Origin of the sequence: Nocardioides sp. NPDC059952 (assembly GCF_042730435.1) — a bacterium.
Lineage (GTDB): Bacteria > Actinomycetota > Actinomycetes > Propionibacteriales > Nocardioidaceae > Nocardioides.
This window is the reverse complement of record NZ_JBHWLY010000015.1, coordinates 44,779-64,467: the sequence shown is the minus strand read 5'-3', so window position 1 is coordinate 64,467 and position 19,689 is coordinate 44,779. Positions and strand designations below refer to the sequence as shown.

The window sequence follows — 19,689 nt, the reverse complement described above, 5'->3', positions numbered from 1 at the left end:
ACAAGAGTTTCAGTCAACATTCGTACACCGAAACCGGCTGGCGCAGGATCGTCCGCAGCTTGGCGGGCTCGACCCGCCGCGGATCGCCGAGATAGATCTCATGGTGCTTCCCGGTCATCCGCAGCCCGCGCTCCGGGATGAACCGCTCGTGCATCTCCTCGAGGACCGGACCCTCCGCGTCGTACGGCCCGATGTGCAGGGTCTGCACACAGGAGCCCTCCGCGAGCGTCTCCCACCGGACCTTGTCCAGGCGTGCGGGACGGTCCTTGGCGGCGACCTTGGCCACGGCATCCTCGAACATCTGTTCGGTGATCCAGTCGGGGGTCATGATCATCGCCGTCCAGTCCCATTTCGATTTGTCCCGCGTCCGGGTGAAGGCGTCCATGTCCTCGGCCCACCACAACGCCTCCAGCGGCGGCACCACGTAGTCACGGCCCCCGGTCTTGCTGGCGAACTTCAGCGTGTACGCCACGGGGTAGAGCGCCGCGAGCGCGTCCGCGTACTCCTGGGAGGTGTTGGGATCGCCGTGCCCATCGACCATCAGGTAGGGGAGTGGTGGCATCTCGAGGACCCGGAACTCACCCTGACGTGCCCGATAGCCGTCGACCGTCTTCTTCAGATCCACCTTCGGCGCCATGGGGCCATGATGCCGCGAAACTCGGGTGCCGTCGGCTACGTCTGCGCCTACGCTCCGAACATGGCAACCGTGGAGGACGTCCGCTGGCTCGGCTCGAGCCTGGAGCGGTCCTACGAGGTCTTCGTCCGCGGCCGGCTCAAGTTCCGGGTCGGCTCGATCGTCTATGTCGCCTTCTCCCTGGACGAGACCGAGATGGGTTTCGGCTTCCCGAAGGAGGAGCGTGCCGCACTGGTCGCCGGCACGCCCGACAAGTTCCACCTGCCCCGTGAGTCGGAGATGCGGTTCAACTGGGTGGAGTCGTCCCTGGCCGCGCTCGACCCCGACGAGGCGTGTGAGTTCGTGGTGGACGCTTGGCGCCTGTGCGTACCGAAGAAGGTCTCCGCCGCCTACGATCTGCGCCATCCGGACGGCCCAGGGCCGGACCGTCCGCCCCGCGGGGGAGCGCGATGATCCTGGCCAAGGAGCGCGACCCGCGTCTGATCACCGTCCGCCGCGGCGGAACGCTCACCGACGCCGACCACCATCTGCTCGCCCTGTGGGCGGCGACCTGCGCCGAGCACGTGCTCGCGCTCTTCGAGGCGGAGTGCCCCGACGACCTGCGCCCGCGGGAGGCCATCGAAGCGGCCCGGGCCTGGACCCGTGGTGAGCTGAAGATGATGGAGGCTCGCGCTCTCGGCGGTCACGCCATGGGTGCGGCCCGGCCGCTGCGCGGAGCCGCCCGCAACGCCGCCTACGCCGCCGGCCAGGCCGGCGTGGTCGCCCATGTCGCGGCCCACGACCTGGGCGCGGCGGCGTACGCCATCAAGGCAGTGCGCGAGGCCGCCCCACCCGGCGAGGCCATCGAGGCCGGGCGCCGGGAGTGTCACTGGCAACGCGCGCAGCTCCCAGCGCCCGTCCGCGACCTCGTCCTCGACGACCAGCAGATCCGCAACGACATCTGCTGGTCGGTCTTCGACTGATGAAGGAGCAGGCGCACGGACGGCTCGAGGCGGAGCGCCGCCAGACGCTCGCGCGCCTGGCAGACCTCAGCGACGACTTCGACGCCGTGGTCGCGGCCTCGCGCGACACCAACGCCGATGACGAGCACGATCCCGAGGGCGCGACGATCGCCTTCGAACGATCCCAGGTCCAAGCGCTCGTACGTCAGGCGCGCGAGCATCTCGACGAGATCGAGGCTGCCCTGGAGCGCCTGGGCGCGGGCACGTACGGGACCTGTGAGGAATGCGGGCGGCCGATCGGCGAGGGCCGGCTCGAGGCGCGCCCGGTGGCGCGCACCTGCATCAGCTGCGCCGCGAAGGCGACGGTACGGCGGCGCTAGCGGCGATGGCGACGATGGCGGCCGGCCTGGTCACGCATCTCGACGAGATCGTCGTTGATCCGGCGTGCGCGCCGCCTCTCCAGCCTCGCCAGCAGGAAACCGACGGCAGCCGCGAGCACCATCAGGACAAGAAGCACCACGATGGTGGCTCCCACCATGTCCAGGACGTGGCTCATGGCGAGCAGGTACCCGATGTCGGCAGCGCCCATGCGCGCTCCGATACGTTGACTCCCATGTCAGATGCACCAGAAGGACCGATCCGCCTGTGCTGTCTCTTGTGGGCGCACGGGGGAGAGGCGGAGGCCCTCCATGCCTACGAGGACCGAGTCCTGAGGCTGATCTCGGAGCACGGTGGGGAAGTGGTGCACCGGGCGTTTGCCGACGATGCACCCGGGCAGCCCGACGAGGTCCAGCTCTTCCGGTTCCCGGACCAGGCCTCGCTGGACGGCTATATGAACGACGAGCGGCGTACGGCACTCAGCGCCGAGCGCGACGCGGCCGTCGCGCGCACCGAGCTGTTCCCGGTGCGTTTCTGATCCGCCGGGCCGCTCAGATGGCCTCGACGTCCGCGGCCACGTGCCGATAGCCCCAGGTTTCGTAGACGATGACCGTCACATACGGCGCGGCGGCCGCGATCAGCAGCGACCAGCCGAGAGAAACACCGACCGCCGCCGCTACGACCGCGAGCACCAGGACCCCGAGCATGCCGACCGCCAGGTTGACGTGCAGCATGTCGACGCGCCGCCTCAGTGCGGAGTAGATGCCGAAGTAGGCGATCGTGAAGATCGCCAGCGGGATCGCCACCGAGAGCACCGCGCCGAGCACGCCGATGCTCGCTTCGCCCTCGACGACGTACGCCGCCACATGGATGCCGCCGCCGAAGGCTGCCACCGAGGCGAAGATGAGGATGTGACCGTAGGCGAAGATCCAGGCCCGGTCCCGATGTCGCTCGATGAAGTGGGCGAACGGAATGATGTAGTAGTCCCACCAGATCCCGAAGGCCAACAGGGTCCCGGCGACCACGAGCAGGATCGACTCCTGCGACCAGCCGACGTTCTCGACGGCCGAGGCCACCGCCGCGACCGTGCCGAGGATGACCTCACCCAGCGTGATGATGAGCAGGAGCCCGTAGCGCTCGGCGATGTGTTCGGCGTTCCACGGCATACCCCAGCGGCGCTTGGCGTAGACGGGACCGACCATCTCGATGCCGTAGCAGACGACCGAGGCGAACACCACCAGGGCCACAGAGCTCGTCTGAGCCACCGCGAGGATCACCCAGCCGACCTGCGCGATGAGGATCGACCCGGCGTAGGTGAGCGCGGTGCGACGGTAGGTGGGGGACTGCGACGCGGCCCGTAGCCACTGCGCGACCATCGCGACCCGCATCACGATGTAGCCCGCGACCAGGACGCGATTGTCGAGGACGCCACCATGTTCGATCGACTCGAACAGCGGCGCGACGCCCAGAGCCACGACGATGGCGCCGGCCATCTGCACGATGGTGAAGGCGCGGAACACCCAGTCGTCGGTGTCGAAACCGGAGGCGAACCAGGCGAAGTTGATCCATGCCCAGCAGATCGCGACCGCGGTGAACAGGAAACCACCGATCGCGGACGCCAGGTGCTCCTCGGCAACCAGATGAGCGAACGCATCGCCGGCCTGAGCGAACGCGACGACGAAGGCGAGATCGAACAGCAGTTCCAGGGGAGTGGCGGAGCGGCCGACCTCGTCGGGGTCGCGTCCGCTCATCCGCATCAGCCGATGAGGTCGTACCACGGTCATGGCGATGATCCTGCCACTACGAAGCGGTCCCGGGGAGGGAGCGCATCAAGTGCATCTGAGCCGGTTAGTCTCAGCCCATGATCCTCGTTGTGGCGCTGGTGCTCGCCGGGCTTGCTGCGTTGGTGCACGTCTACATCTTCGTGATGGAGTCGTTGACCTGGACGAGCCCGAAGACGCGGGCCGTGTTCGGGCTCGGCGCCGAGGAGGCCGAGGCGACCAAGGAGCTGGCCTTCAACCAGGGCTTCTACAACCTCTTCCTCGCCATCGTCACCGCGGTCGGCATCGTCCTGTTCCCGGTGTGCTCCGCAGCGGTCGGCGCTGCCCTGGTGTTCGCCGGCGCCGGCTCGATGGCAGCCGCGGCGGCGGTGCTGTTCGTCTTCTCGCCCGACAAGCGCGGCGCGGCCCTCAAGCAGGGTGTGATCCCGCTGCTCGCCGTCGTCGCCCTGGCGATCAGCGTGGCTGTGAGCTAGCGAGAAACTCGAGCAGGAGCTGGTTGGTCTCTTCGGGGCGCTCCTGCTGGACCCAGTGACCACACCGGGGGAGCAGCGCCGAACGAGTGAGTCCCGGCAGGGTCTGGTCGAAGCGCTCGATCTGGCGGCGGCCGGTGATCGCGGGACCGTCGTACTCGCCGGCGACGAAGAGCGAGGGCACGGTGATCGGCACGTCGCCGAAGGCCGCGAGATCCTCCCAGTCGCGGTCGATGTTCCGGTAGCGCGCCAGCGGACCGAAGAAGTCGGAGTCGGCGAACTCGCGGGCGTAGAAGTCGACGTCGGCCTCGGTCAGCCATGCAGGCATCTCGGTGGGGTGGATGAACTGGTCCGAGAGCCGGTCGCCGCGTGGCACCAGCCCGAGCGCCCCGCGTGGATCCCCACCGGCGGCGAGCACGCCGTCGCCCGAGATCGAGTAGTAGATGCCGAGCAGCCAGCGGCGTACGTCGGGCAGGATCTCGGCCTCGACGACACCCGGGGCCTGGAAGTAGGAGATGTAGAAGTCTTCGTCGTCACCGCCGGCCTGTGCCATCGCCTCGGTGGGCCGACGGCGTCCGGAGGGGCTGAACGGCACCGACAGACCGGCTACGGCGGTGAAGACGTCGGGCCTCAGCTGAGCCGACGTCCAGGCGATGGGAGCGCCCCAGTCGTGGCCGACGATGGTGGCCGTCTTCGCGCCCAGGGCGTGCACCAGGGCGACGTTGTCGGCGACATGGCGCAGCATCCGGTAGTCCTCGATCGCGCGCGGCTTCGAGGAACCGCCGTATCCGCGGACGTCCATCGCGACCACCCGGTAGCCCGCGTCCGCCAGCGCAGCGATCTGGTGGCGCCACGAGTACCAGGACTCCGGAAACCCGTGCACAAGGATCACGAGCCGGCCGTCCACCGGCCCTGACTCCACCCAGTGCAGGTCGATTCCGTTGACGGGTTCGGTGTGGTGAGCTACAGCGGTGTCGGTCACGGCCGGAGTCTGCCATCTCGCTGGAATTCCGCGATAGTACTCCCTATCGCAGAAATGTTCGAAAAGACTGTAATATCAAGGAATGTGAGCGTACCTGACGACGGTGTGATGTTCGGCGATGTCGTCGAGGACTTCCTGACCGACCGGGCGACTCTCACGCGCCGCGGGCTCAACGACAAGTCTCGCAACGCCTACCGGCAGGACATCACCGCCTGGGCACGGCAGCTGCATGTCGATGGGGGCGGCGAGCCTGACACCGAGGTGCTGGCCCTGGTCCCGATCTCGGCGCTGACCGACCAGAACGTACGCATCGCCTACCGGTCGCTGCGGGAGAGCTCGGCAGCGGCCACCTGTCAGCGCCGCGTCGGCACGCTGCGGCTCTTCACCCACTGGCTGCAGCTCGAGGGACACCTGCTGGTGGATCCCACGCTGCGCATCGAGGCACCCGAGCGGCCCAGCCGGCTGCCGGCCGGCTGGAGCGTCGACGAGCTCCGTCGCCTGGCGCGGGTCGCCTCGACGCCGCGCGACGGCACCGACCGGCGCCGGTGGCCGGCTCGCGACCGGGCGATCTTCGCGGTCCTGGTCACCACCGGCGTCCGCGCCGCGGAGCTGTGCGGACTCACCATCGGCGCCATCCGGCGCGAGCCCGACGGTGAGACGCTGGTGCGAGTCATCGGCAAGGGCGACAAGCAGCGCAACCTGCCGCTGCCGCCCGAGGCCGTGGATGCGGTCGACGCCTACCTGGCCGAGCTGGAGGCCCGTCTCGGGGCACGCGACGCGGCAGACCACCTGTTCGTGCTGACCTCGGGCAAGCAGCTGCGTCCCGGCGCGCTCAACCATCTGGTCGAGACCTGGATCCGCCTCGCCGGCGTCCCGAAGCAGCCCGGCGAGGCCGCGCATGCGTTTAGACACAGCGCCGCCAAGGGACTGATCCGTTCGGGCGTACCGGTGCCGGCGGTGCAGGGGCTGCTCGGTCACGAAGACCTCAAGACGACCGGGATCTACGTCAAGGCGACCGCGGCCGACACGCGCGACGCGGTCCTGCTCTCACCGGCGCGCGAAGTGCTCCGAGAGACGGCTGTGCCGCCACCCGAGGAACGCGGGTGATCAGCCGTGCGGCTTGACCGCTCGGGTGGCGATGTAGGCGGACAGGTGCCGGGCCGTGATGTCTGCGTGGTGCGGCGCCTCGCCGAGGTGGGTCAGGACGAATCCGGCCGCCAGCTGCCCGCCGATCTGTTCTGTCAGCGAGTGGCTGTACTCGATCGGGCCGCTTCCATAGGCGCGCATCCGGTCGGCCTCCGAGAGGTCGAGCGAGCTGAACGGCAGCCGGTGGCGCACCACCAGCTCCTGCCGGTCGAGCGCCACCTCGTCGAAGATGTAGACGTCCGGGTTCATGAATCCGACCATGAGCGTCCCGCCGGGGCGCAGCACCCGAAAAGCTTCGCGCCAGACCGGCGTCAGATCGGGACAGAACACGTTCGACACCGGGTTGACGATCACGTCGAAGCTGGCGTCGTCGAAGGCGCCGAGGTCACGCATGTCGCCGAGCACGGTGCGAAGGTCCAGCCCGTCACGAGCGGCCACCTCGTCGTCCCGGGCCAGCTGCTTGGGCGAGTTGTCGAAGACGGTCACCGCGGCGCCCGCAGCCGCGAGGACGGGACCCTGCTGGCCACCGCCGGATGCCAGGCAGAGCACCCGAACACCGGCCAGCTCAGACGGAAACCAATCACGCGGAATCGGCTCGTGACCGATCAGCACCACCGACCAGTCGCCTTGACGTGCCTTCGCAATGACCTCGGGACCAACCGGCCGAGACCATTCGTTGTCGTTGTCGACCAGACCGTCCCAGGCGACGCGGTTGTGCGCGACCGCATCGAAGTCTTCTGTCACAGCAAGGAAGCCTAACGTTCCGGGCCTTGTTCCGACCTCCCGTTAAAGCGCCGATAATGCACATTATGTCAACTCAAGCTGGATTCAGCTGCCTAGCACCTGGGTGACGTCTACCGGCACCTCACGCAGGATCAGGCGGGAGTTGACCGCCGCTACCCCGAAGTCACGCTTGAGACGGTCGATCACCGTCTCGAGCTCGGCGGTGTCGGCCGCGACGATGTGGAGCTGGTAGTCGTTCTCGCCGGTCAGGCGCAGCGCGCCGATCACCTGCGGGACCGCAGTCAGGCTCTCCGCGAAGGCGACGCGCTCGACGCCTTCACGCAGCTTGATGTCGCTCAGGACTCCCAGAGGCTTTCCGAGCGCGACCGGGTCGAGAGTCACCCCGAAATGCTGGATGACTCCCTCTCTTCGCAATCGGCGTACGCGCTCAGCGACCGAGTTGGCCGACAGGTGCACCTGGTGAGCCAGTTCGGCATAGGTGGCACGGCCGTCCGTTGCCAGCGTGGTCAGGAGCATCTTGTCGATGCGATCGAGCGTCACCATTGCTCAATCCTAGGTTTCCACAGCAGAATTCGAAATCTGCTGAGGAATCCCATGCATGCGCACGCATTCTGCCAGGAAGTCCGAGCCAAACGAACCGAAACTGCGCCTAGCGTCGCAGACGTGACTCCCCTGCTCCTCGTCAAGGTGTTCCTGGCACCAGCCATTGTCTTCCTCGCATCGTCGCTCGCCGGCCGCCTCGGCCCTCGTCGCGGCGGGTTCTTCATCGGCCTGCCGACCACGTCGTTGCCCTTCATGCTCGTGATCTGGATGGGCAGCGGTGCCGCGGCCGCCGGCCATGCGGCCGCGGGCGCACTGAGCGGACAACTCGTCTGCGCCTTGTTCTGCATCGCCTACGCACGTACGGCACCCCGACTGGGTTCGCTTGCTTCGATGCTCGTCGCGCTCGCTGTGGCGACCGCCGCAGGATTCGCCACCCTGGTGCTGAGCGCCCCGGTGATCGTGGTGGTCCTGGTGTGGTCGGCAGCCGTGGTCGGGCTCGCCACGTGGCCGCCTCAGCCCTCGCAGTCCCCCGCCGCGCCTGCCACGCGCGGCGACGTCCTCCTCCGAATGGGGATGGCGGGCGCGACAGTGGTTGCGATGTCGGCGATCGAACCACACGTCGGATCCACTCTTGCGGGTGCGCTCGCGTCGTTGCCGACCATCCTCATGGTGATGAGTCCAGCCGTTCACGCCGCGCACGGACCTGCGTCCGCCGTCTCGCTGACCCACGGCACGCTCGCGTCGATCTCGGGCACCGCGGTATGTCTGTGTGCTGTCGCAGTGCTGACGCCGGCACTCGGTATCTTGAGCTCGGCCGGGATCGGCCTGGCTGCCCTGCTGGTCGCGAACGCGATCATCGGACGACTGGGCAACCGGACGATCCCGATGGCGTCCGGTTTTTCGGCGCCGTGTACCGGAACTCGATGACGTGGCGCATCAGGACGGGCTACTGCGACAGCCGCGGATGACGCTGGATTCATGACAACCATCAGCGAACTTCGAGAACAAGTACAAGGACGGGTCGTCACATCCGACGACTCCGACTACGAGACCGCTCGAGCGGTCTGGAACGGGATGATCGACCGTCGTCCGGCCGCTGTCGTGATGGCCGAGAACGCCGGCGATGTCAGCGCTGCGGTCAACTTCGCACGCGACAACGGCCTGGCGCTGGCCGTGCGCGGCGGTGGGCACAGCGCACCGGGTTACGGCACGATCGATGACGGCGTGGTCATCGACCTGTCCCCCATGCGTTCGATCGAGGTCGATGCCGAGGCTCGAACCGCTCGCGTGGGCGGCGGGGCGACACTCGCCGACCTCAACGAGGCAACCCACGCGCACGGCCTCGCGACGCCCGGCGGGATCGTGTCGACGACCGGCGTCGGCGGCCTGACGCTGGGCGGCGGCATCGGCTACCTCACGCGCGGTTTCGGTCTCTCGATCGACAACCTTCGCTCGGCCGACGTCGTCACCGCGGACGGGCAGCTCCGCCACGCCAGCGAGACCGAGAACCCCGACCTGTTCTGGGCACTCCGCGGAGGCAGCGGGAACTTCGGGGTCGTCACCACGTTCGAGTTCGACCTGCACCCCGTGGACCAGGTCGTCGTCGGACTCTTCTTCTACGAGCTGGAGCACGCCGGCGACCTGCTGCGCTTCTTCCGCACCTGGATCACCGACGCCGACGAGCGCTACGGCGCCTTCCCCGCCTTCCAGGTCGCTCCTCCCCTGCCCTTCCTGCCTGAGGACCGCCACGGCGACACGTTCTGCGCCGCCGTCGTCCACTGGAGCGGGCCGGTCGAGGAGGGCCAGGCGGCGATGCAGCCGTTCCGGGACCTCGCGCCGCGCGTCGGCGAGATGGTCGAGACCATGCCGTACACGTGGCTCAACGGTGCGTTCGACGACCTGTTCCCCCGTGGCGTACGCAGCTACTGGAAGGGCAACTACGTCACCGAGCTGACCGACGAGGCGATCGACGCGCACCTGGCCCACGGCCCGAAGGCGCCGAACGCGAGCTCGACGATGCACCTGTACCCGATCAACGGTGCTGCTTCCCGCGTCGGCGCGACGGACACCGCGTTCTCCTACCGCCACGCGACGTTCTCGACAGTGATCGTCTCGGCCTGGCCGGACGCTTCGGAGGACGCCGCCAACATCGCCTGGGTTCGCGACTACGCCGACGCACTCACGCCGCACTCCGAGGCCGGCGGCTACGTGAACTTCATGTCCGACGACGACCAGGGCCGCGTCACCGACACCTACGGCAGCAACTACGCGCGACTCAAGAAGGTCAAGCAGGCCTACGACCCGGGGAACCTGTTCAGCCACAACCAGAACATCGCGCCCTAGCCGGATACGCCTGGCGAGTACCTAGCGCAGAGACGGTGCGTCCTCACCTCGACTCAGCGCGTGGATCGTCCGGGCGTCGGCAGCCGTCGCGAACACCAGCGCCGATGCCGCGATCTTGGGCCCGATGTTGCCCTCGCTGCGCGCCAGATGGGTGCAGTACGCCGCGATCGCCACGTTGAGCCCGGCCCGGGCAGCCATCCACGGCAGCCTGCGGCGTCCGGCCAGCAACCCGGGCACGAGCGCCAGATCGGCGGCACCGATGACGCGCAGCGCGACCGGATGATCACCGAGCTTCAGGGTCCGGCCCACCCACTCCGGCTTGAAGAGGATCGCCACCCCTATCGGCAGCGTGGCAATTCCGACGACGGCGGCCGAGCGCCGCGCACTCTCAGAGTCCATGAAGCCATCCTGTCCGATGGCCGGTGATGCCAGGCGCTGACGGCCGACACCTCAGCCTGGTACTTTCTAGACATGCTGTCCAGTAACGCCGGAATCGCCACTCGGATCATCGATACCGCCCACGCGCTCGTGCCGGAACTGGTCGAGCTTCGCCGGAGCATCCATGCGGAGCCCGAGCTGGGGCTCGACCTACCGGCCACGCAGCGGCGGGTGCTCGAGGCGTTGTCCGGACTCGACCTGGAGATCACTGAGGGACGGTCCCTGTCCTCCGTGACCGCGGTGCTGCGCGGCGGGCGGCCGGGTCCGACCGTACTGCTCCGCGCCGACATGGATGCGTTGCCGATCACCGAGGCGGTCGAGGTCCCCTACCGGTCCAGCAACGGCGCGATGCACGCATGTGGTCACGATCTGCATGTCGCCGGCCTCGTGGGCGCCGCCCGCGTTCTCGCCGAGCACCGCGCCGACCTGGCTGGCAACGTCATCCTGATGTTCCAGCCGGGCGAAGAGGGACACGGTGGCGCGAAGCTGATGATCGAGGAGGGAGTGCTCGATGTGGCCGGCGGCCGGCCGGTGGCGGCGTACGCAATCCATGTCGGCAACGCGCCGCGCGGCATCTTCCTCACCCGCCCGGGCACTGTCACCGCGAGCTCGACCCACCTGAGGATCGACCTCGAGGGCCGCGGCGGTCACGGCTCCCGCCCGCACGAGGCCCTCGATCCGGTTCCGATCGCGGCCGAGATCGTGCTGGCGCTGCAGGGCTACACCGCGCGCCGCTTCGACTCCTTCGACCCGGTCGTCGTCTCGGTGACGAACCTGACGGCGGGCACCGGAGCCGATAACGTGATCCCCGAATCGGTCCAGCTCACCGGAACCGTACGCACTGTCGATCCGAACACGCTGTCCAGGATCGAGGAGGAGCTTCCCAGGCTCGTCGAAGGCATCGCTGCGGCCCACGGCCTGGTCGCCAGGGTCACGCTCGACACCGGCTACCCGAGCGTCGTCAACCACGAGGCAACCGCCCGGCAGGCGATGGAGACACTGCGCAACGCCTTCGGACCTCGGGTCGTCGAGGTGCCGCGGCCGACGATGGGTGCCGAGGACTTCGCGTTCGTCAGCCAGCAGGTCCCAGCCACCATGATCCTGTTGGGCGCCGCCCCGACCGACGATGCCGCGCCCAACCACTCCCGCGACGCCGTGTTCGACGACAGCGTGCTCGGCGACCAAGCGGCGGCACTCGCGCTGCTCGCGATCGACGCTCTGGCCGCGGAGCGTCGGTGAGGGCTCAACCCTTGTCGGGACCGTTGGCGCGTACGCGCTCGACGTTGACCAACGACTCCTGAAGCTCGCTCAGCCATTCGCTCGAGTGCTGCTGGACGAGCTTGACGCACCAGCCGAGCGCGTCGCTCCGGCTCCGGGCGACACCGCCGGAGACGAGCAGGTCGAGGACCGCACGCTCAGGCTGACGCAGCCGTGTCATCACCGGTGCGGAGACCGTGGTGAACATGTGCCGCTCTCCCCCGACCTCCACGCCCCAGGAAACCTTCCGGTCGAACCGTCGCTCCGCCTGCCGCGCGACAGCCATCCGGTCCTCACGGGTGCGCTCACGGAACTCGCTCGCGCGCCCCTCGTTCGCAGCGGCCCGCTCTTCGTCCGAAGCGCCCTCGGCGGTCTTCGGCTCCTTGATCCGCCCGACCACCGTGATCTCCTCGCGGTCGACCACGACGTCGACGATCTCGTCGTACACACCATCGGGCAGTCGTCCGCTGAACCACCCGCGCAACTCGTTTGTAAGCATGTAATCATGCTTACTCGCCGTCACCAGGAATTCAAGGGACGCCGTCAGTGGGCTGCCCACGCTCCGCCAGGCCGGCTGGGATAGCGATGACCGCAGTCCTGCGGGCCGCGGTCGAGCAGTGCGTGCTCACGAGACTGCCGTGACCGGATTGGACGGCGAAGTGAATGGCGCGTTACGAGACCAACCCGACCACCTCGACGAGGGCGATCAGCGCCGCGACAGTCGCTGTCACGCCGACCCGGCGCCGCCCGAGAAGCAGGTACGCGGCCAGCCCGCCCACGGCCAGCGCGGCCGCGAGCCGCCACCACAGCTGACCCTCGGCCAGCGGGTGCCGAGCGACGACGAGAGCGGCGACCACCAGGGAGAGGTGGGTGCGCCGCCAGGCGAGCTCGGTCCGCTCCGGTTGCAGTCCGGGGTCGGCCGCCTCTCCCCCGCTCACGCCAACAGCGCCAAGGAGACGAGGGCGATGGAACCGAGCACGCCGAACACCAGGGGAAGCGGTGCCCGGCGGCCCGGGAGGGCGTCGCGCCGGCGGATCGCGCGCTCGCTGCGTACCCAGCTCCACCAGGACCAGACGGCGCAGCCGGCCGCCAGGAGCGCCAGGCTGAGCGGGGCAAGCACGGCCAGTGCCGTGCCGCCACCCACCTCCAGGGTGTCGACCGCGACCGCGACGGCGAGGAACGCCAGCGAGGTGCGGATCCAGGCCAGGAAGGTGCGCTCGTTCGCCAGGGTGAACCGGACGTCGGGCTCCTCGGTCTCACGGTAGACCCAGCTGTCCAGCCGGCCTCGTGCCGCGCGGTTCACGACGCAGGCTGCGTGACGGCCCCGGCGTCGGCATCGGAGTCCGTCCGGGAACGACGACCGGTCGCGGCGGGGACGAGCGCCGCGGTGAGGGTGAACAGGACCGTCGCGACCCAGACGACCGTCATCCAGCGCTCCCAGCCGCCGGTCGCCTCGACCACGCGCGGCGCGAAGAGCACCGTCGCCAGGATGAAGGTGCGGTTCAGCAGATGGTTGAGACCGAAGGCGCGGCCCTGGATGTCGGGGTGGACCTCCTCGACGTGCTCGGAGAAGCTCGCCATCCACGGGCCGAAGATCGCCGCGAGGGCCACGCCGATGCCGATGAACAGGACGACCACCAGGCTCGTTGACGCCTCGCTACCCCGGTCCATGAGTGCCAGGAAGGCGCCGAGGAAGATCGCCGCGGCGATGCCGCCGCCGACCATGAAGGCACTGCGTCGCTGCGTACGGTCGGAGACTCGGGCGAAGACCAGGCTCAGTGCGAGGTTGCTCAGCCAGAAGACCATCGTCATCGCCGAGGCGGCCCGGACCGAGACGCCGAACTGCTGGACGAGCATCGTCTGGGCATAGGCGTTCATGGTCGCCAGCAGGACGTAGAGGAACGACATCGCGAGCACGTGCGTCCAGAACGCGCGGCGCCCGACGAGGAGTCGCAGGCCCTTCGCGCCCTGCGGCACCTCGACCGTGTGAGCCTCGCGCTCGGTGAGGCGTACGGCGCGGCGCACCTCCGGGGCGAGGTCGCGCAGAATCATCGCGACCACGATGGCACCGACCAGGGCGGCGCCGGCCATGATGAACAGCTGGGATCGCCACTGGTTGCCGAAGACGCCCAGCGTCGCCGAGGCCACGGCCGCAGCGAAGAAGTTGGCGCCGACCGAGCCCCAGCTCCAGAACGCGAACGCCTGGGCGCGGCCCATCCGCGGGGTGAAGTCGCGGATCAGCGGCTGGGTGCCGGCGACGGCGACACCCTCGACGAACGCGAGCACGATCCGGGCGAGCGCGAAGTGGGCCACCGAGTCGGCGGTCGCCATGAACAGGCAGGCGGCAGCGGAGAGGAACATGAACGGGACCAAGATCCTCACCCGGCCGACGCGGTCGGCGAGCTCGCCGCCGAGATAGCCGGCCAGAGCACCGAAGATCAGCGACGCGGCCGTGATCAGGCCGTACGTCTTGAGCGACATCCCGAGGTCGTCGAGCAGCAACGGCAGGACGGGGGCCAGCTGGCCCTCGAACGCCGAGATGAACAGGGCGAGCACGACAACGGCCAGCAGCACGCGACGGCGTGCTCCGACCGGGTACTCGGTGAGCAGGGTGCGGTAGGACATGGGGATTCGCCCTTCAAGATGTTAGACATAGCGTCTATTAACGGTCGACGCGTCTGACTGTAGGCCGAGTGACCCGCACCACACAAGACACCGTGTCCACGTCAGCGCGGGTCGGGGTCGAATCCCGTCGCCCAGAAGCGCCCGCGGCGCGAGAGCTCGACGAGCGTCTCGACAACCTGGTCGGTGGCCGGCCGCGGCTCGGGAGCATCGAGCCACCACAGCAGCACCGCCATCTGCTCGCCCACCCACGCTCGCGCCAGCACCTGGAGATCAACCCGCGGGCGCACTGCGTTCGCCTTCACCCGCGCAGTGAAGATCTCGAAGGCGGTGGCGCTCCAGGCATCCTCGAAAGCCCGCAGGCCACGACCGTCCCCCTCGCCCCGCAGGATCATCCGGTACGCATCGGGCTGCTCGGTCGCATGCCGGAAGACCTCGGCCACCGGCTCCCCGGTGAACCCGGCATCCTCCGGGGCCAGCACCTCGGCCAGTCGCTCCTTCAGGTCCTGGAGCACCGAGGCCACGACGTGGTCATAGAGCGCCTCCTTGTCCTTGAAGTGCGTGTAGAAGGTCGCCCTGCCCACGTCGGCCGCGCCGACGATGTCCTCCACCGTCACCGCGGCGTAGCCACGCTCGAGCACCAGGGAGACGAGCGCGTCACGGAGCGCCCCTCGCGTTCGCCGGCTGCGCCGGTCCTCAACCACCGTCATGCGCACTGTTGTAGCACTTTCCCGAACAACTGGACTGTTTCTGGACACTCTGTCTATGATCTCGGGTGACCGCGCTCACAGCAGCGACACCCGACAACCAGGAGGGCACCCGTGAATCTCGGCAGCTATCTCACCCGCACCGCGACCTTCACCCCCGACGCCACCGCCCTGGTCTCCGGCACCGACCGATGGACCTACCGCCAGCTCGAGGACGACACGAACCGGCTCGCGGCCGCCCTCATCGCCCGCGGCTGCACACCCGGCACTCCCGTCGCGACCCTCGCCGCCAACCGTGGCGAGCTGGTCGTCGCCGAGATGGCGATCTGCAAGGCAGGTGCTCTCCGCGTCCCGATCAGCGCTCGGCTCGCCGCTGCCGAGGTCGAGCACGTGCTGCTCGACGCCGCGGTCAAGGTCGTCTTCACCGGCGGCGCCCACCTCGACCTCGTCCGCAAGATCGTCGACGCCCACAGCCTGGACGCCCTGGTCATCGACCTCGACAACGGCACCACCGCAGGCGCCGGCGCGACAGCGTACGACGCCCTGCTCGCCGAAGGCGCCACCGAACCGGTCTGCGTCGACGTCGAGGAGGATGCCCCGGCAGTCCTCAACTTCACCTCCGGCTCGACCGGCACCCTGAAGGCAGCGGTCCAGACCGTCGGCAACCGGCTCGCCAACATGCGCAAGCTGGCGATGAACCCCTACGGCTCGCTGACCGCGGAAGCCGTCTACCTCGCACCCGGACCGATCACCCACGCCAGCGGCATGGTGATCCTCGGCTGCTTCTTCCGCGGCGCGGCCGTGGTCGTGCTGCCCGCGTTCGACACCGAGGCCTACCTCGACACGCTCGAGCGCGAGCAGGTCACCCACACCTTCGTCGTGCCGGTCATGCTCAACCTGGTCCTCGCCTCTCCCACCTTGGGTGAGCGCGATCTCTCCGCGCTGCGGAGCATCACCGTCGGCGGCGCCCCGGTCAGCCCGGCTCGGCTGCGCGAGGCTGTCGAGGCCTTCGGTCCGGTGGTCAACCAGGGCTACGGACAGGGCGAGACGACGAGCGCGATCACCTTCCTCAGCTCCGAGGACGTCGTCCGCGGCATCGAGTCGGACCCGGAGCTGCTGCTCTCCTGCGGCCGTCCGGTCTACGACACCGAGGTGATCGTGGTCGATGACGACCACCACCCGCTGCCCGCCGGCGAGATCGGTGAGATCGTGGCGCGCGGCCCGGACTGCGTCCGGGAGTACTTCCATGCCCCCGAGGCGACCGCCGAGACCTTCCGCGACGGTTGGGTGCACACCGGTGACCTCGGTCGGATCCGCGAGGACGGGTTCGTCTTCATCGTGGACCGGAAGAAGGACATGATCATCTCGGGCGGCTACAACGTCTACTGCTCCGAGGTCGAGGCAGCGCTCTACGAGCACCCGGCGGTCCGGGAGGCCTGCGTCGTCGGGGTGCCCAGCGAGAAGTGGGGCGAGACGGTGAAGGCGTACGTCTCCCTCGCCGCCGGCACCACCGCGACCGAGTCGATCACGGAGGACGAGCTGCGCGACTTCTGCCGCACCCGGCTCTCGGGGGTGAAGGTGCCCCGGATCATCGAGTTCGCCGACGCGCTGCCCCAGAACCGCAACGGCAAGGTCGACCGGCGGGCACTGCGCGAGCGCGACTGGGCCGGTACCGAGCGGAAGGTCGGCTGAGATGTCCTTCTCCCTCACCCCGTCCTTCCCGGACAACCCGCGCCTCGACTCCCTGGTGACCCGGCTGCGGGACTACCTCGACGGCGAGCTCGCCGACTACGAGCGCGACCTCGGCCTCGGTCCGGAGACGCCGCTGGAGCGCTCGATGCTGGAGCCGGTGTGGCAGCGCAGCCGCGAGCTCGGCTTCTACGGGATCCACCTGCCCGAGTCGCTCGGCGGGCAGGGCCTGAGCCTCACCGAGCTCGCCGCCCTCAAGGAGGAGATCGGCGCCTCCGGCCGCCAGCTCGCCACCAGCGTGCTCGGCGACATGGGCGGCCCGCTGCGGGTCGGCGCCATCTTCGAACACGCGAGCGAGCACCAGATCGAGAAGTACCTGATGCCGGTCGTACGCGGCGAGCGCGCCTGCTGCTTCTCGATGACCGAGGACGACGCCGGCTCCGACGTACGCCGGATGCGGACCACCGCCACTCCGACGCCGGGCGGTTTCACGATCAGCGGGCAGAAGGTGTTCAGCACCGGCGGCACCTTCGCCGACTTCGCGATCCTGGTGGCCAGGATGGCCGGCGAGGAGGAGTCGTACGCCGCGTTCTTCGTCGATCTCGACTCCCCCGGTTGCCGGGTTCTGCCCGGGGACCTGCCGCTGTCGGGGCAGAACATCGAGAGCGACGTCGTGCTCGAGGACTGCTTCGTGCCGCAGGAGAACCTGCTCGGCGAGGTCGGCCAAGGGCTGCGGATCGCCCTCGGCCGGGTGACCGCGAACCGGCTGCTGCACTGCCCGACCGCGCTCGGCGCGGCCCGCCGGGCGCTCGCGCTGGCGCTCGACTTCGCCGCGCACCGCACCGTCTTCGACGGGCTGCTGATCGAGAAGCAGGCGATCCAGCACCGGCTCGCCGACATGGCCACCGACTACTACGCCGCCCGGTCGATGACCTACGACGCCCTGGCCGACCTCGACGCCGGCAAGCGCCCGCGCATCGAGTCGTTCATGTGCAAGCTGTTCGTGGCCGAGCGGTCCTTCGAGATCGCCGACGCGGCGCTGCAGCTGCACGGCAAGGCGGGGATGGTCCGGGGTGCGGAGATCGAGGTGATCTGGCGGCGGCTGCGGATGTTCCGGGTGCTGACCGGCTCCTCGGAGATCCAGCGCAACGGGGTCATCCGCGACCTGGTGAAGTCGTTGGGGGCATGATGGTCGACTTCGCTCAGGAGGAGGCCGACGCGCATCGCGGGTTCATCGCTTCCCTGAAGCCCGGGGTCGTCGCCAAGGCGGACGGGTCGGTCGCGTTCGACGCGGACGCCGGCGCCTTCCTCGACGGCCCGGCGCCTCCGACGGCGCACGCGGGCCTGTGGCAGCACAGCCGGCTCACCTCGCTCCAGGGACTGTTCGAGGTGACCGACGGCATCTATCAGGTGCGTGGCCTCGACCTCGCCAACCTCACGATCGTCGAGGGTCGTCGCGGGATCATCGTCATCGACACCCTCACCACCGCGGAGACAGCGGCCGCCGCGTTGGGGCTCTACCGTGCGCACCGCGGCGACCGGCCGGTCACCGGGGTGGTGCTGACCCATCCGCATGCCGATCACTTCGGCGGGATCGCTGCCGTGCTCGCGGCGGGTGCCGGCGACGTACCCGTCCTGGCGCCGGAGGGGTTCCTGGAGCACGCGGTCTCGGAGAACGTCTACGTCGGTCCGGCGATGGGCCGGCGGTCGGGGTTCATGTACGGCAGCCTGCTGCCGGTCACGCCGGACGGACACGTGGGCTGTGGTCTCGGCCCGCGGCTCGCGTCCGGGAGCATCGCTCTGGCCGCGCCGACCGACTCGGTCACCCGCACCGGGGAGACGCGCGTCATCGACGGCGTCGAGATGGAGTTCCAGCTCACGCCGGGCAGCGAGGCACCGGCGGAGATGAACATCCTCCTCCCCCGCCACAGGGCACTCTGCCTGGCCGAGAACGCCGTGCACACCCTGCACAACATCGTCACGCTGCGCGGCGCCGAGGTGCGCGACGCCCGGCTGTGGGCGTGCTATCTCACCGAGGCGCTCTCGCTCTTCACCGGGCGTGTCGACGTCGCGTTCGCCACCCACCACTGGCCGACCTGGGGTGCGGAACGGATCGAGGCGTTCCTCTCCGGGCAGCGTGACGTCTACGCCTACCTGCACGACCAGACCGTACGTCTCATCAACCGCGGCCTGACTCCGAAGGAGATCGCCGAGGAGCTGGTCCTGCCGCCGGCCCTCGACGCCCAGCCGTCGACACGCGGCTACTACGGCTCACTGAGCCACAACGTGAAGGGGATCTACCAGCGCTATCTGGGCTGGTACGACGCCAACCCGGCCCACCTGTGGGACCTGCCGCCGAGGGCGGAGGGCGAGCACTGGGTGCGCCTGCTGGGCGGTGCAGACGCTGCCGTGAACCACGCCGCTGCGCTCGTCGCCGGCGGCGCGACCGATAACTTGCGGTTCGCCGCCACGCTCCTCAACCATGTCGTCTTCGCCGAGCCTTCGGCCGGCGCCGCTCGGAAGCTGTTGGCCGAGGTCTACACCCGGCTCGGGCACGGCGCCGAGAACGCCACCTGGCGCAACATCTACCTGACCGGTGCCCGCGAAGTCGTCGACGGCCCGAGGGCCGCGCCGCGTGGTGGTGGCCGCGGCCTGCTCGCCGCGCTCTCGGTCTCCCAGCAGCTGGAGTCACTCGCCATCCGCGTCGACGGACCACAGGCGTGGGATCTCGACCTTCGCATCGACTGGCACCTGCTCGACCACGACGACACCTCCGCAGGTGGCTGGTGGCACGCGCGCCTCCATCACGGCGTGCTCGTGCACCGGCGGGGCGACGCCCCGGACCCGGCTGCCGCCCTCACCCTGACACTGACCCGTCCCCAGCTCGCCGGCCTGCTCGGCACGCGAAGACTCGACGGGATCGACCACACCGGCGACCTCGGAGTGCTCCAGCGGCTGCTGGAGGTCCTGGAAGCACCTGACCACGAGTTCGCGATCGTCACCCCCTGACCGGT

At 69.2% G+C, this 19,689-nt stretch carries 24 protein-coding genes; 12 read left to right on the top strand and 12 right to left on the bottom strand.

What is annotated here, in order from left to right:
- Positions 1 to 13: 13 nt before the first annotated feature.
- Positions 14 to 637 (bottom strand): GyrI-like domain-containing protein, encoded by a 624-nt coding sequence (locus tag ACFV9G_RS09635; protein WP_378727154.1) that lies wholly within the window; start codon positions 635 to 637, stop codon positions 14 to 16.
- A gap of 60 nt (positions 638 to 697) precedes the next feature.
- Here ACFV9G_RS09635 and ACFV9G_RS09630 point away from each other — a divergent pair, with 60 nt between their 5' ends.
- From ACFV9G_RS09630 to ACFV9G_RS09620, 3 genes are read left to right on the top strand one after another with little or no spacing between them, the layout of a single operon-like run.
- Positions 698 to 1,087 (top strand): MmcQ/YjbR family DNA-binding protein, encoded by a 390-nt coding sequence (locus tag ACFV9G_RS09630; RefSeq protein WP_378727152.1) that lies wholly within the window; start codon positions 698 to 700, stop codon positions 1,085 to 1,087.
- Positions 1,084 to 1,596, top strand: coding sequence for a putative immunity protein (locus ACFV9G_RS09625; RefSeq protein WP_378727150.1), 513 nt, complete (start codon positions 1,084 to 1,086; stop codon positions 1,594 to 1,596). The genes ACFV9G_RS09630 and ACFV9G_RS09625 overlap by 4 nt, the downstream gene beginning before the upstream one ends.
- Complete coding sequence (locus ACFV9G_RS09620) at positions 1,596 to 1,955, top strand: TraR/DksA family transcriptional regulator (RefSeq protein WP_378727148.1); 360 nt, start codon at positions 1,596 to 1,598, stop codon at positions 1,953 to 1,955. The genes ACFV9G_RS09625 and ACFV9G_RS09620 overlap by 1 nt, the downstream gene beginning before the upstream one ends.
- Here ACFV9G_RS09620 and ACFV9G_RS09615 read toward each other — a convergent pair.
- Complete coding sequence (locus tag ACFV9G_RS09615; protein ID WP_378727146.1) at positions 1,952 to 2,164, bottom strand: hypothetical protein; 213 nt, start codon at positions 2,162 to 2,164, stop codon at positions 1,952 to 1,954. The genes ACFV9G_RS09620 and ACFV9G_RS09615 overlap by 4 nt on opposite strands.
- Positions 2,165 to 2,188: 24 nt before the next feature.
- Between ACFV9G_RS09615 and ACFV9G_RS09610 the strand changes: the two genes are divergently transcribed.
- A complete protein-coding gene (locus ACFV9G_RS09610; RefSeq protein WP_378727144.1) occupies positions 2,189 to 2,491 on the top strand; it encodes a hypothetical protein in 303 nt (100 codons plus the stop codon).
- Positions 2,492 to 2,504: 13 nt separating this feature from the next.
- On the opposite strand, the gene ACFV9G_RS09605 is transcribed toward ACFV9G_RS09610, so the two are convergent.
- Positions 2,505 to 3,737, bottom strand: coding sequence for a low temperature requirement protein A (locus ACFV9G_RS09605; RefSeq protein WP_378727142.1), 1,233 nt, complete (start codon positions 3,735 to 3,737; stop codon positions 2,505 to 2,507).
- A gap of 77 nt (positions 3,738 to 3,814) precedes the next feature.
- On the opposite strand from ACFV9G_RS09605, the gene ACFV9G_RS09600 reads away from it, so the two are divergent.
- Positions 3,815 to 4,207 (top strand): DUF1304 domain-containing protein, encoded by a 393-nt coding sequence (locus ACFV9G_RS09600; protein ID WP_378727140.1) that lies wholly within the window; start codon positions 3,815 to 3,817, stop codon positions 4,205 to 4,207.
- On the opposite strand, the gene ACFV9G_RS09595 is transcribed toward ACFV9G_RS09600, so the two are convergent.
- Positions 4,188 to 5,186 (bottom strand): alpha/beta fold hydrolase, encoded by a 999-nt coding sequence (locus tag ACFV9G_RS09595; protein ID WP_378727138.1) that lies wholly within the window; start codon positions 5,184 to 5,186, stop codon positions 4,188 to 4,190. The two genes, ACFV9G_RS09600 and ACFV9G_RS09595, sit on opposite strands and share 20 nt — an antisense overlap.
- An 84-nt stretch (positions 5,187 to 5,270) precedes the next feature.
- On the opposite strand from ACFV9G_RS09595, the gene ACFV9G_RS09590 reads away from it, so the two are divergent.
- Entirely contained in the window at positions 5,271 to 6,293 is a 1,023-nt protein-coding gene (locus ACFV9G_RS09590) for a tyrosine-type recombinase/integrase (RefSeq protein WP_378727136.1), read from the top strand.
- Here ACFV9G_RS09590 and ACFV9G_RS09585 read toward each other — a convergent pair whose 3' ends face one another.
- Positions 6,294 to 7,076 carry a class I SAM-dependent methyltransferase gene (locus tag ACFV9G_RS09585; RefSeq protein ID WP_378727134.1) on the bottom strand — a complete coding sequence of 261 codons (783 nt, stop codon included), beginning with the start codon at positions 7,074 to 7,076 and terminating at the stop codon, positions 6,294 to 6,296. It lies immediately after the preceding gene.
- 84 nt (positions 7,077 to 7,160) lie between these two features.
- Positions 7,161 to 7,619, bottom strand: a complete 459-nt coding sequence (locus tag ACFV9G_RS09580; protein WP_378727132.1) for an Lrp/AsnC family transcriptional regulator — start codon at positions 7,617 to 7,619, stop codon at positions 7,161 to 7,163.
- A gap of 120 nt (positions 7,620 to 7,739) precedes the next feature.
- Here ACFV9G_RS09580 and ACFV9G_RS09575 point away from each other — a divergent pair, with 120 nt between their 5' ends.
- Positions 7,740 to 8,546: a hypothetical protein gene (locus ACFV9G_RS09575; protein WP_378727129.1), complete on the top strand. Its 807-nt coding sequence runs from the start codon at positions 7,740 to 7,742 to the stop codon at positions 8,544 to 8,546.
- A gap of 51 nt (positions 8,547 to 8,597) precedes the next feature.
- Positions 8,598 to 9,962: an FAD-binding oxidoreductase gene (locus tag ACFV9G_RS09570; RefSeq protein ID WP_378727127.1), complete on the top strand. Its 1,365-nt coding sequence runs from the start codon at positions 8,598 to 8,600 to the stop codon at positions 9,960 to 9,962.
- A 21-nt stretch (positions 9,963 to 9,983) separates the two neighbouring features.
- On the opposite strand, the gene ACFV9G_RS09565 is transcribed toward ACFV9G_RS09570, so the two are convergent.
- Positions 9,984 to 10,361 carry a hypothetical protein gene (locus ACFV9G_RS09565; protein WP_378727125.1) on the bottom strand — a complete coding sequence of 126 codons (378 nt, stop codon included), beginning with the start codon at positions 10,359 to 10,361 and terminating at the stop codon, positions 9,984 to 9,986.
- Between the two features lie 72 nt (positions 10,362 to 10,433).
- Between ACFV9G_RS09565 and ACFV9G_RS09560 the strand changes: the two genes are divergently transcribed.
- Complete coding sequence (locus tag ACFV9G_RS09560) at positions 10,434 to 11,639, top strand: M20 family metallopeptidase (protein WP_378727123.1); 1,206 nt, start codon at positions 10,434 to 10,436, stop codon at positions 11,637 to 11,639.
- Positions 11,640 to 11,643: 4 nt separating this feature from the next.
- Here ACFV9G_RS09560 and ACFV9G_RS09555 read toward each other — a convergent pair whose 3' ends face one another.
- The 5 genes from ACFV9G_RS09555 to ACFV9G_RS09535 all read right to left on the bottom strand — a co-directional run bounded on the left by ACFV9G_RS09555 (position 11,644) and on the right by ACFV9G_RS09535 (position 14,989).
- Complete coding sequence (locus tag ACFV9G_RS09555) at positions 11,644 to 12,156, bottom strand: hypothetical protein (protein WP_378727121.1); 513 nt, start codon at positions 12,154 to 12,156, stop codon at positions 11,644 to 11,646.
- Between the two features lie 172 nt (positions 12,157 to 12,328).
- Entirely contained in the window at positions 12,329 to 12,595 is a 267-nt protein-coding gene (locus ACFV9G_RS09550; RefSeq protein WP_378727119.1) for a DUF202 domain-containing protein, read from the bottom strand.
- Positions 12,592 to 12,960 (bottom strand): YidH family protein, encoded by a 369-nt coding sequence (locus ACFV9G_RS09545; RefSeq protein WP_378727117.1) that lies wholly within the window; start codon positions 12,958 to 12,960, stop codon positions 12,592 to 12,594. The genes ACFV9G_RS09550 and ACFV9G_RS09545 overlap by 4 nt, the downstream gene beginning before the upstream one ends.
- Complete coding sequence (locus ACFV9G_RS09540) at positions 12,957 to 14,282, bottom strand: MFS transporter (protein ID WP_378727115.1); 1,326 nt, start codon at positions 14,280 to 14,282, stop codon at positions 12,957 to 12,959. Before ACFV9G_RS09540 ends, ACFV9G_RS09545 begins: the two co-directional genes overlap by 4 nt.
- Before the next feature lie 101 nt (positions 14,283 to 14,383).
- Positions 14,384 to 14,989: a TetR/AcrR family transcriptional regulator gene (locus ACFV9G_RS09535; protein WP_378727114.1), complete on the bottom strand. Its 606-nt coding sequence runs from the start codon at positions 14,987 to 14,989 to the stop codon at positions 14,384 to 14,386.
- Between the two features lie 111 nt (positions 14,990 to 15,100).
- Here ACFV9G_RS09535 and ACFV9G_RS09530 point away from each other — a divergent pair, with 111 nt between their 5' ends.
- From ACFV9G_RS09530 to ACFV9G_RS09520, 3 genes are read left to right on the top strand one after another with little or no spacing between them, the layout of a single operon-like run.
- Entirely contained in the window at positions 15,101 to 16,678 is a 1,578-nt protein-coding gene (locus ACFV9G_RS09530) for a class I adenylate-forming enzyme family protein (protein WP_378727112.1), read from the top strand.
- A gap of 1 nt (position 16,679) precedes the next feature.
- The gene (locus ACFV9G_RS09525; RefSeq protein ID WP_378727110.1) at positions 16,680 to 17,864 is read left to right on the top strand and encodes an acyl-CoA dehydrogenase family protein; all 1,185 of its coding nucleotides are present in this window, start codon (positions 16,680 to 16,682) and stop codon (positions 17,862 to 17,864) included.
- A complete protein-coding gene (locus ACFV9G_RS09520; protein WP_378727108.1) occupies positions 17,864 to 19,684 on the top strand; it encodes an alkyl/aryl-sulfatase in 1,821 nt (606 codons plus the stop codon). Before ACFV9G_RS09525 ends, ACFV9G_RS09520 begins: the two co-directional genes overlap by 1 nt.
- Positions 19,685 to 19,689: the final 5 nt, after the last annotated feature.

Bases quoted from the DNA above. Each gene is read 5' to 3' on its own strand.
- ACFV9G_RS09635 (WP_378727154.1), bottom strand. From the start codon at position 637: ATGGCGCCGAAGGTGGATCTGAAGAAGACGGTCGACGGCTATCGGGCA.
- ACFV9G_RS09630 (WP_378727152.1), top strand. From the start codon at position 698: ATGGCAACCGTGGAGGACGTCCGCTGGCTCGGCTCGAGCCTGGAGCGG.
- ACFV9G_RS09625 (WP_378727150.1), top strand. From the start codon at position 1,084: ATGATCCTGGCCAAGGAGCGCGACCCGCGTCTGATCACCGTCCGCCGC.
- ACFV9G_RS09620 (WP_378727148.1), top strand. From the start codon at position 1,596: ATGAAGGAGCAGGCGCACGGACGGCTCGAGGCGGAGCGCCGCCAGACG.
- ACFV9G_RS09615 (WP_378727146.1), bottom strand. From the start codon at position 2,164: ATGGGCGCTGCCGACATCGGGTACCTGCTCGCCATGAGCCACGTCCTG.
- ACFV9G_RS09610 (WP_378727144.1), top strand. From the start codon at position 2,189: ATGTCAGATGCACCAGAAGGACCGATCCGCCTGTGCTGTCTCTTGTGG.
- ACFV9G_RS09605 (WP_378727142.1), bottom strand. From the start codon at position 3,737: ATGACCGTGGTACGACCTCATCGGCTGATGCGGATGAGCGGACGCGAC.
- ACFV9G_RS09600 (WP_378727140.1), top strand. From the start codon at position 3,815: ATGATCCTCGTTGTGGCGCTGGTGCTCGCCGGGCTTGCTGCGTTGGTG.
- ACFV9G_RS09580 (WP_378727132.1), bottom strand. From the start codon at position 7,619: ATGGTGACGCTCGATCGCATCGACAAGATGCTCCTGACCACGCTGGCA.
- ACFV9G_RS09570 (WP_378727127.1), top strand. From the start codon at position 8,598: ATGACAACCATCAGCGAACTTCGAGAACAAGTACAAGGACGGGTCGTC.
- ACFV9G_RS09565 (WP_378727125.1), bottom strand. From the start codon at position 10,361: ATGGACTCTGAGAGTGCGCGGCGCTCGGCCGCCGTCGTCGGAATTGCC.
- ACFV9G_RS09560 (WP_378727123.1), top strand. From the start codon at position 10,434: ATGCTGTCCAGTAACGCCGGAATCGCCACTCGGATCATCGATACCGCC.
- ACFV9G_RS09555 (WP_378727121.1), bottom strand. From the start codon at position 12,156: ATGCTTACAAACGAGTTGCGCGGGTGGTTCAGCGGACGACTGCCCGAT.
- ACFV9G_RS09540 (WP_378727115.1), bottom strand. From the start codon at position 14,282: ATGTCCTACCGCACCCTGCTCACCGAGTACCCGGTCGGAGCACGCCGT.
- ACFV9G_RS09535 (WP_378727114.1), bottom strand. From the start codon at position 14,989: ATGACGGTGGTTGAGGACCGGCGCAGCCGGCGAACGCGAGGGGCGCTC.
- ACFV9G_RS09525 (WP_378727110.1), top strand. From the start codon at position 16,680: ATGTCCTTCTCCCTCACCCCGTCCTTCCCGGACAACCCGCGCCTCGAC.
- ACFV9G_RS09520 (WP_378727108.1), top strand. From the start codon at position 17,864: ATGGTCGACTTCGCTCAGGAGGAGGCCGACGCGCATCGCGGGTTCATC.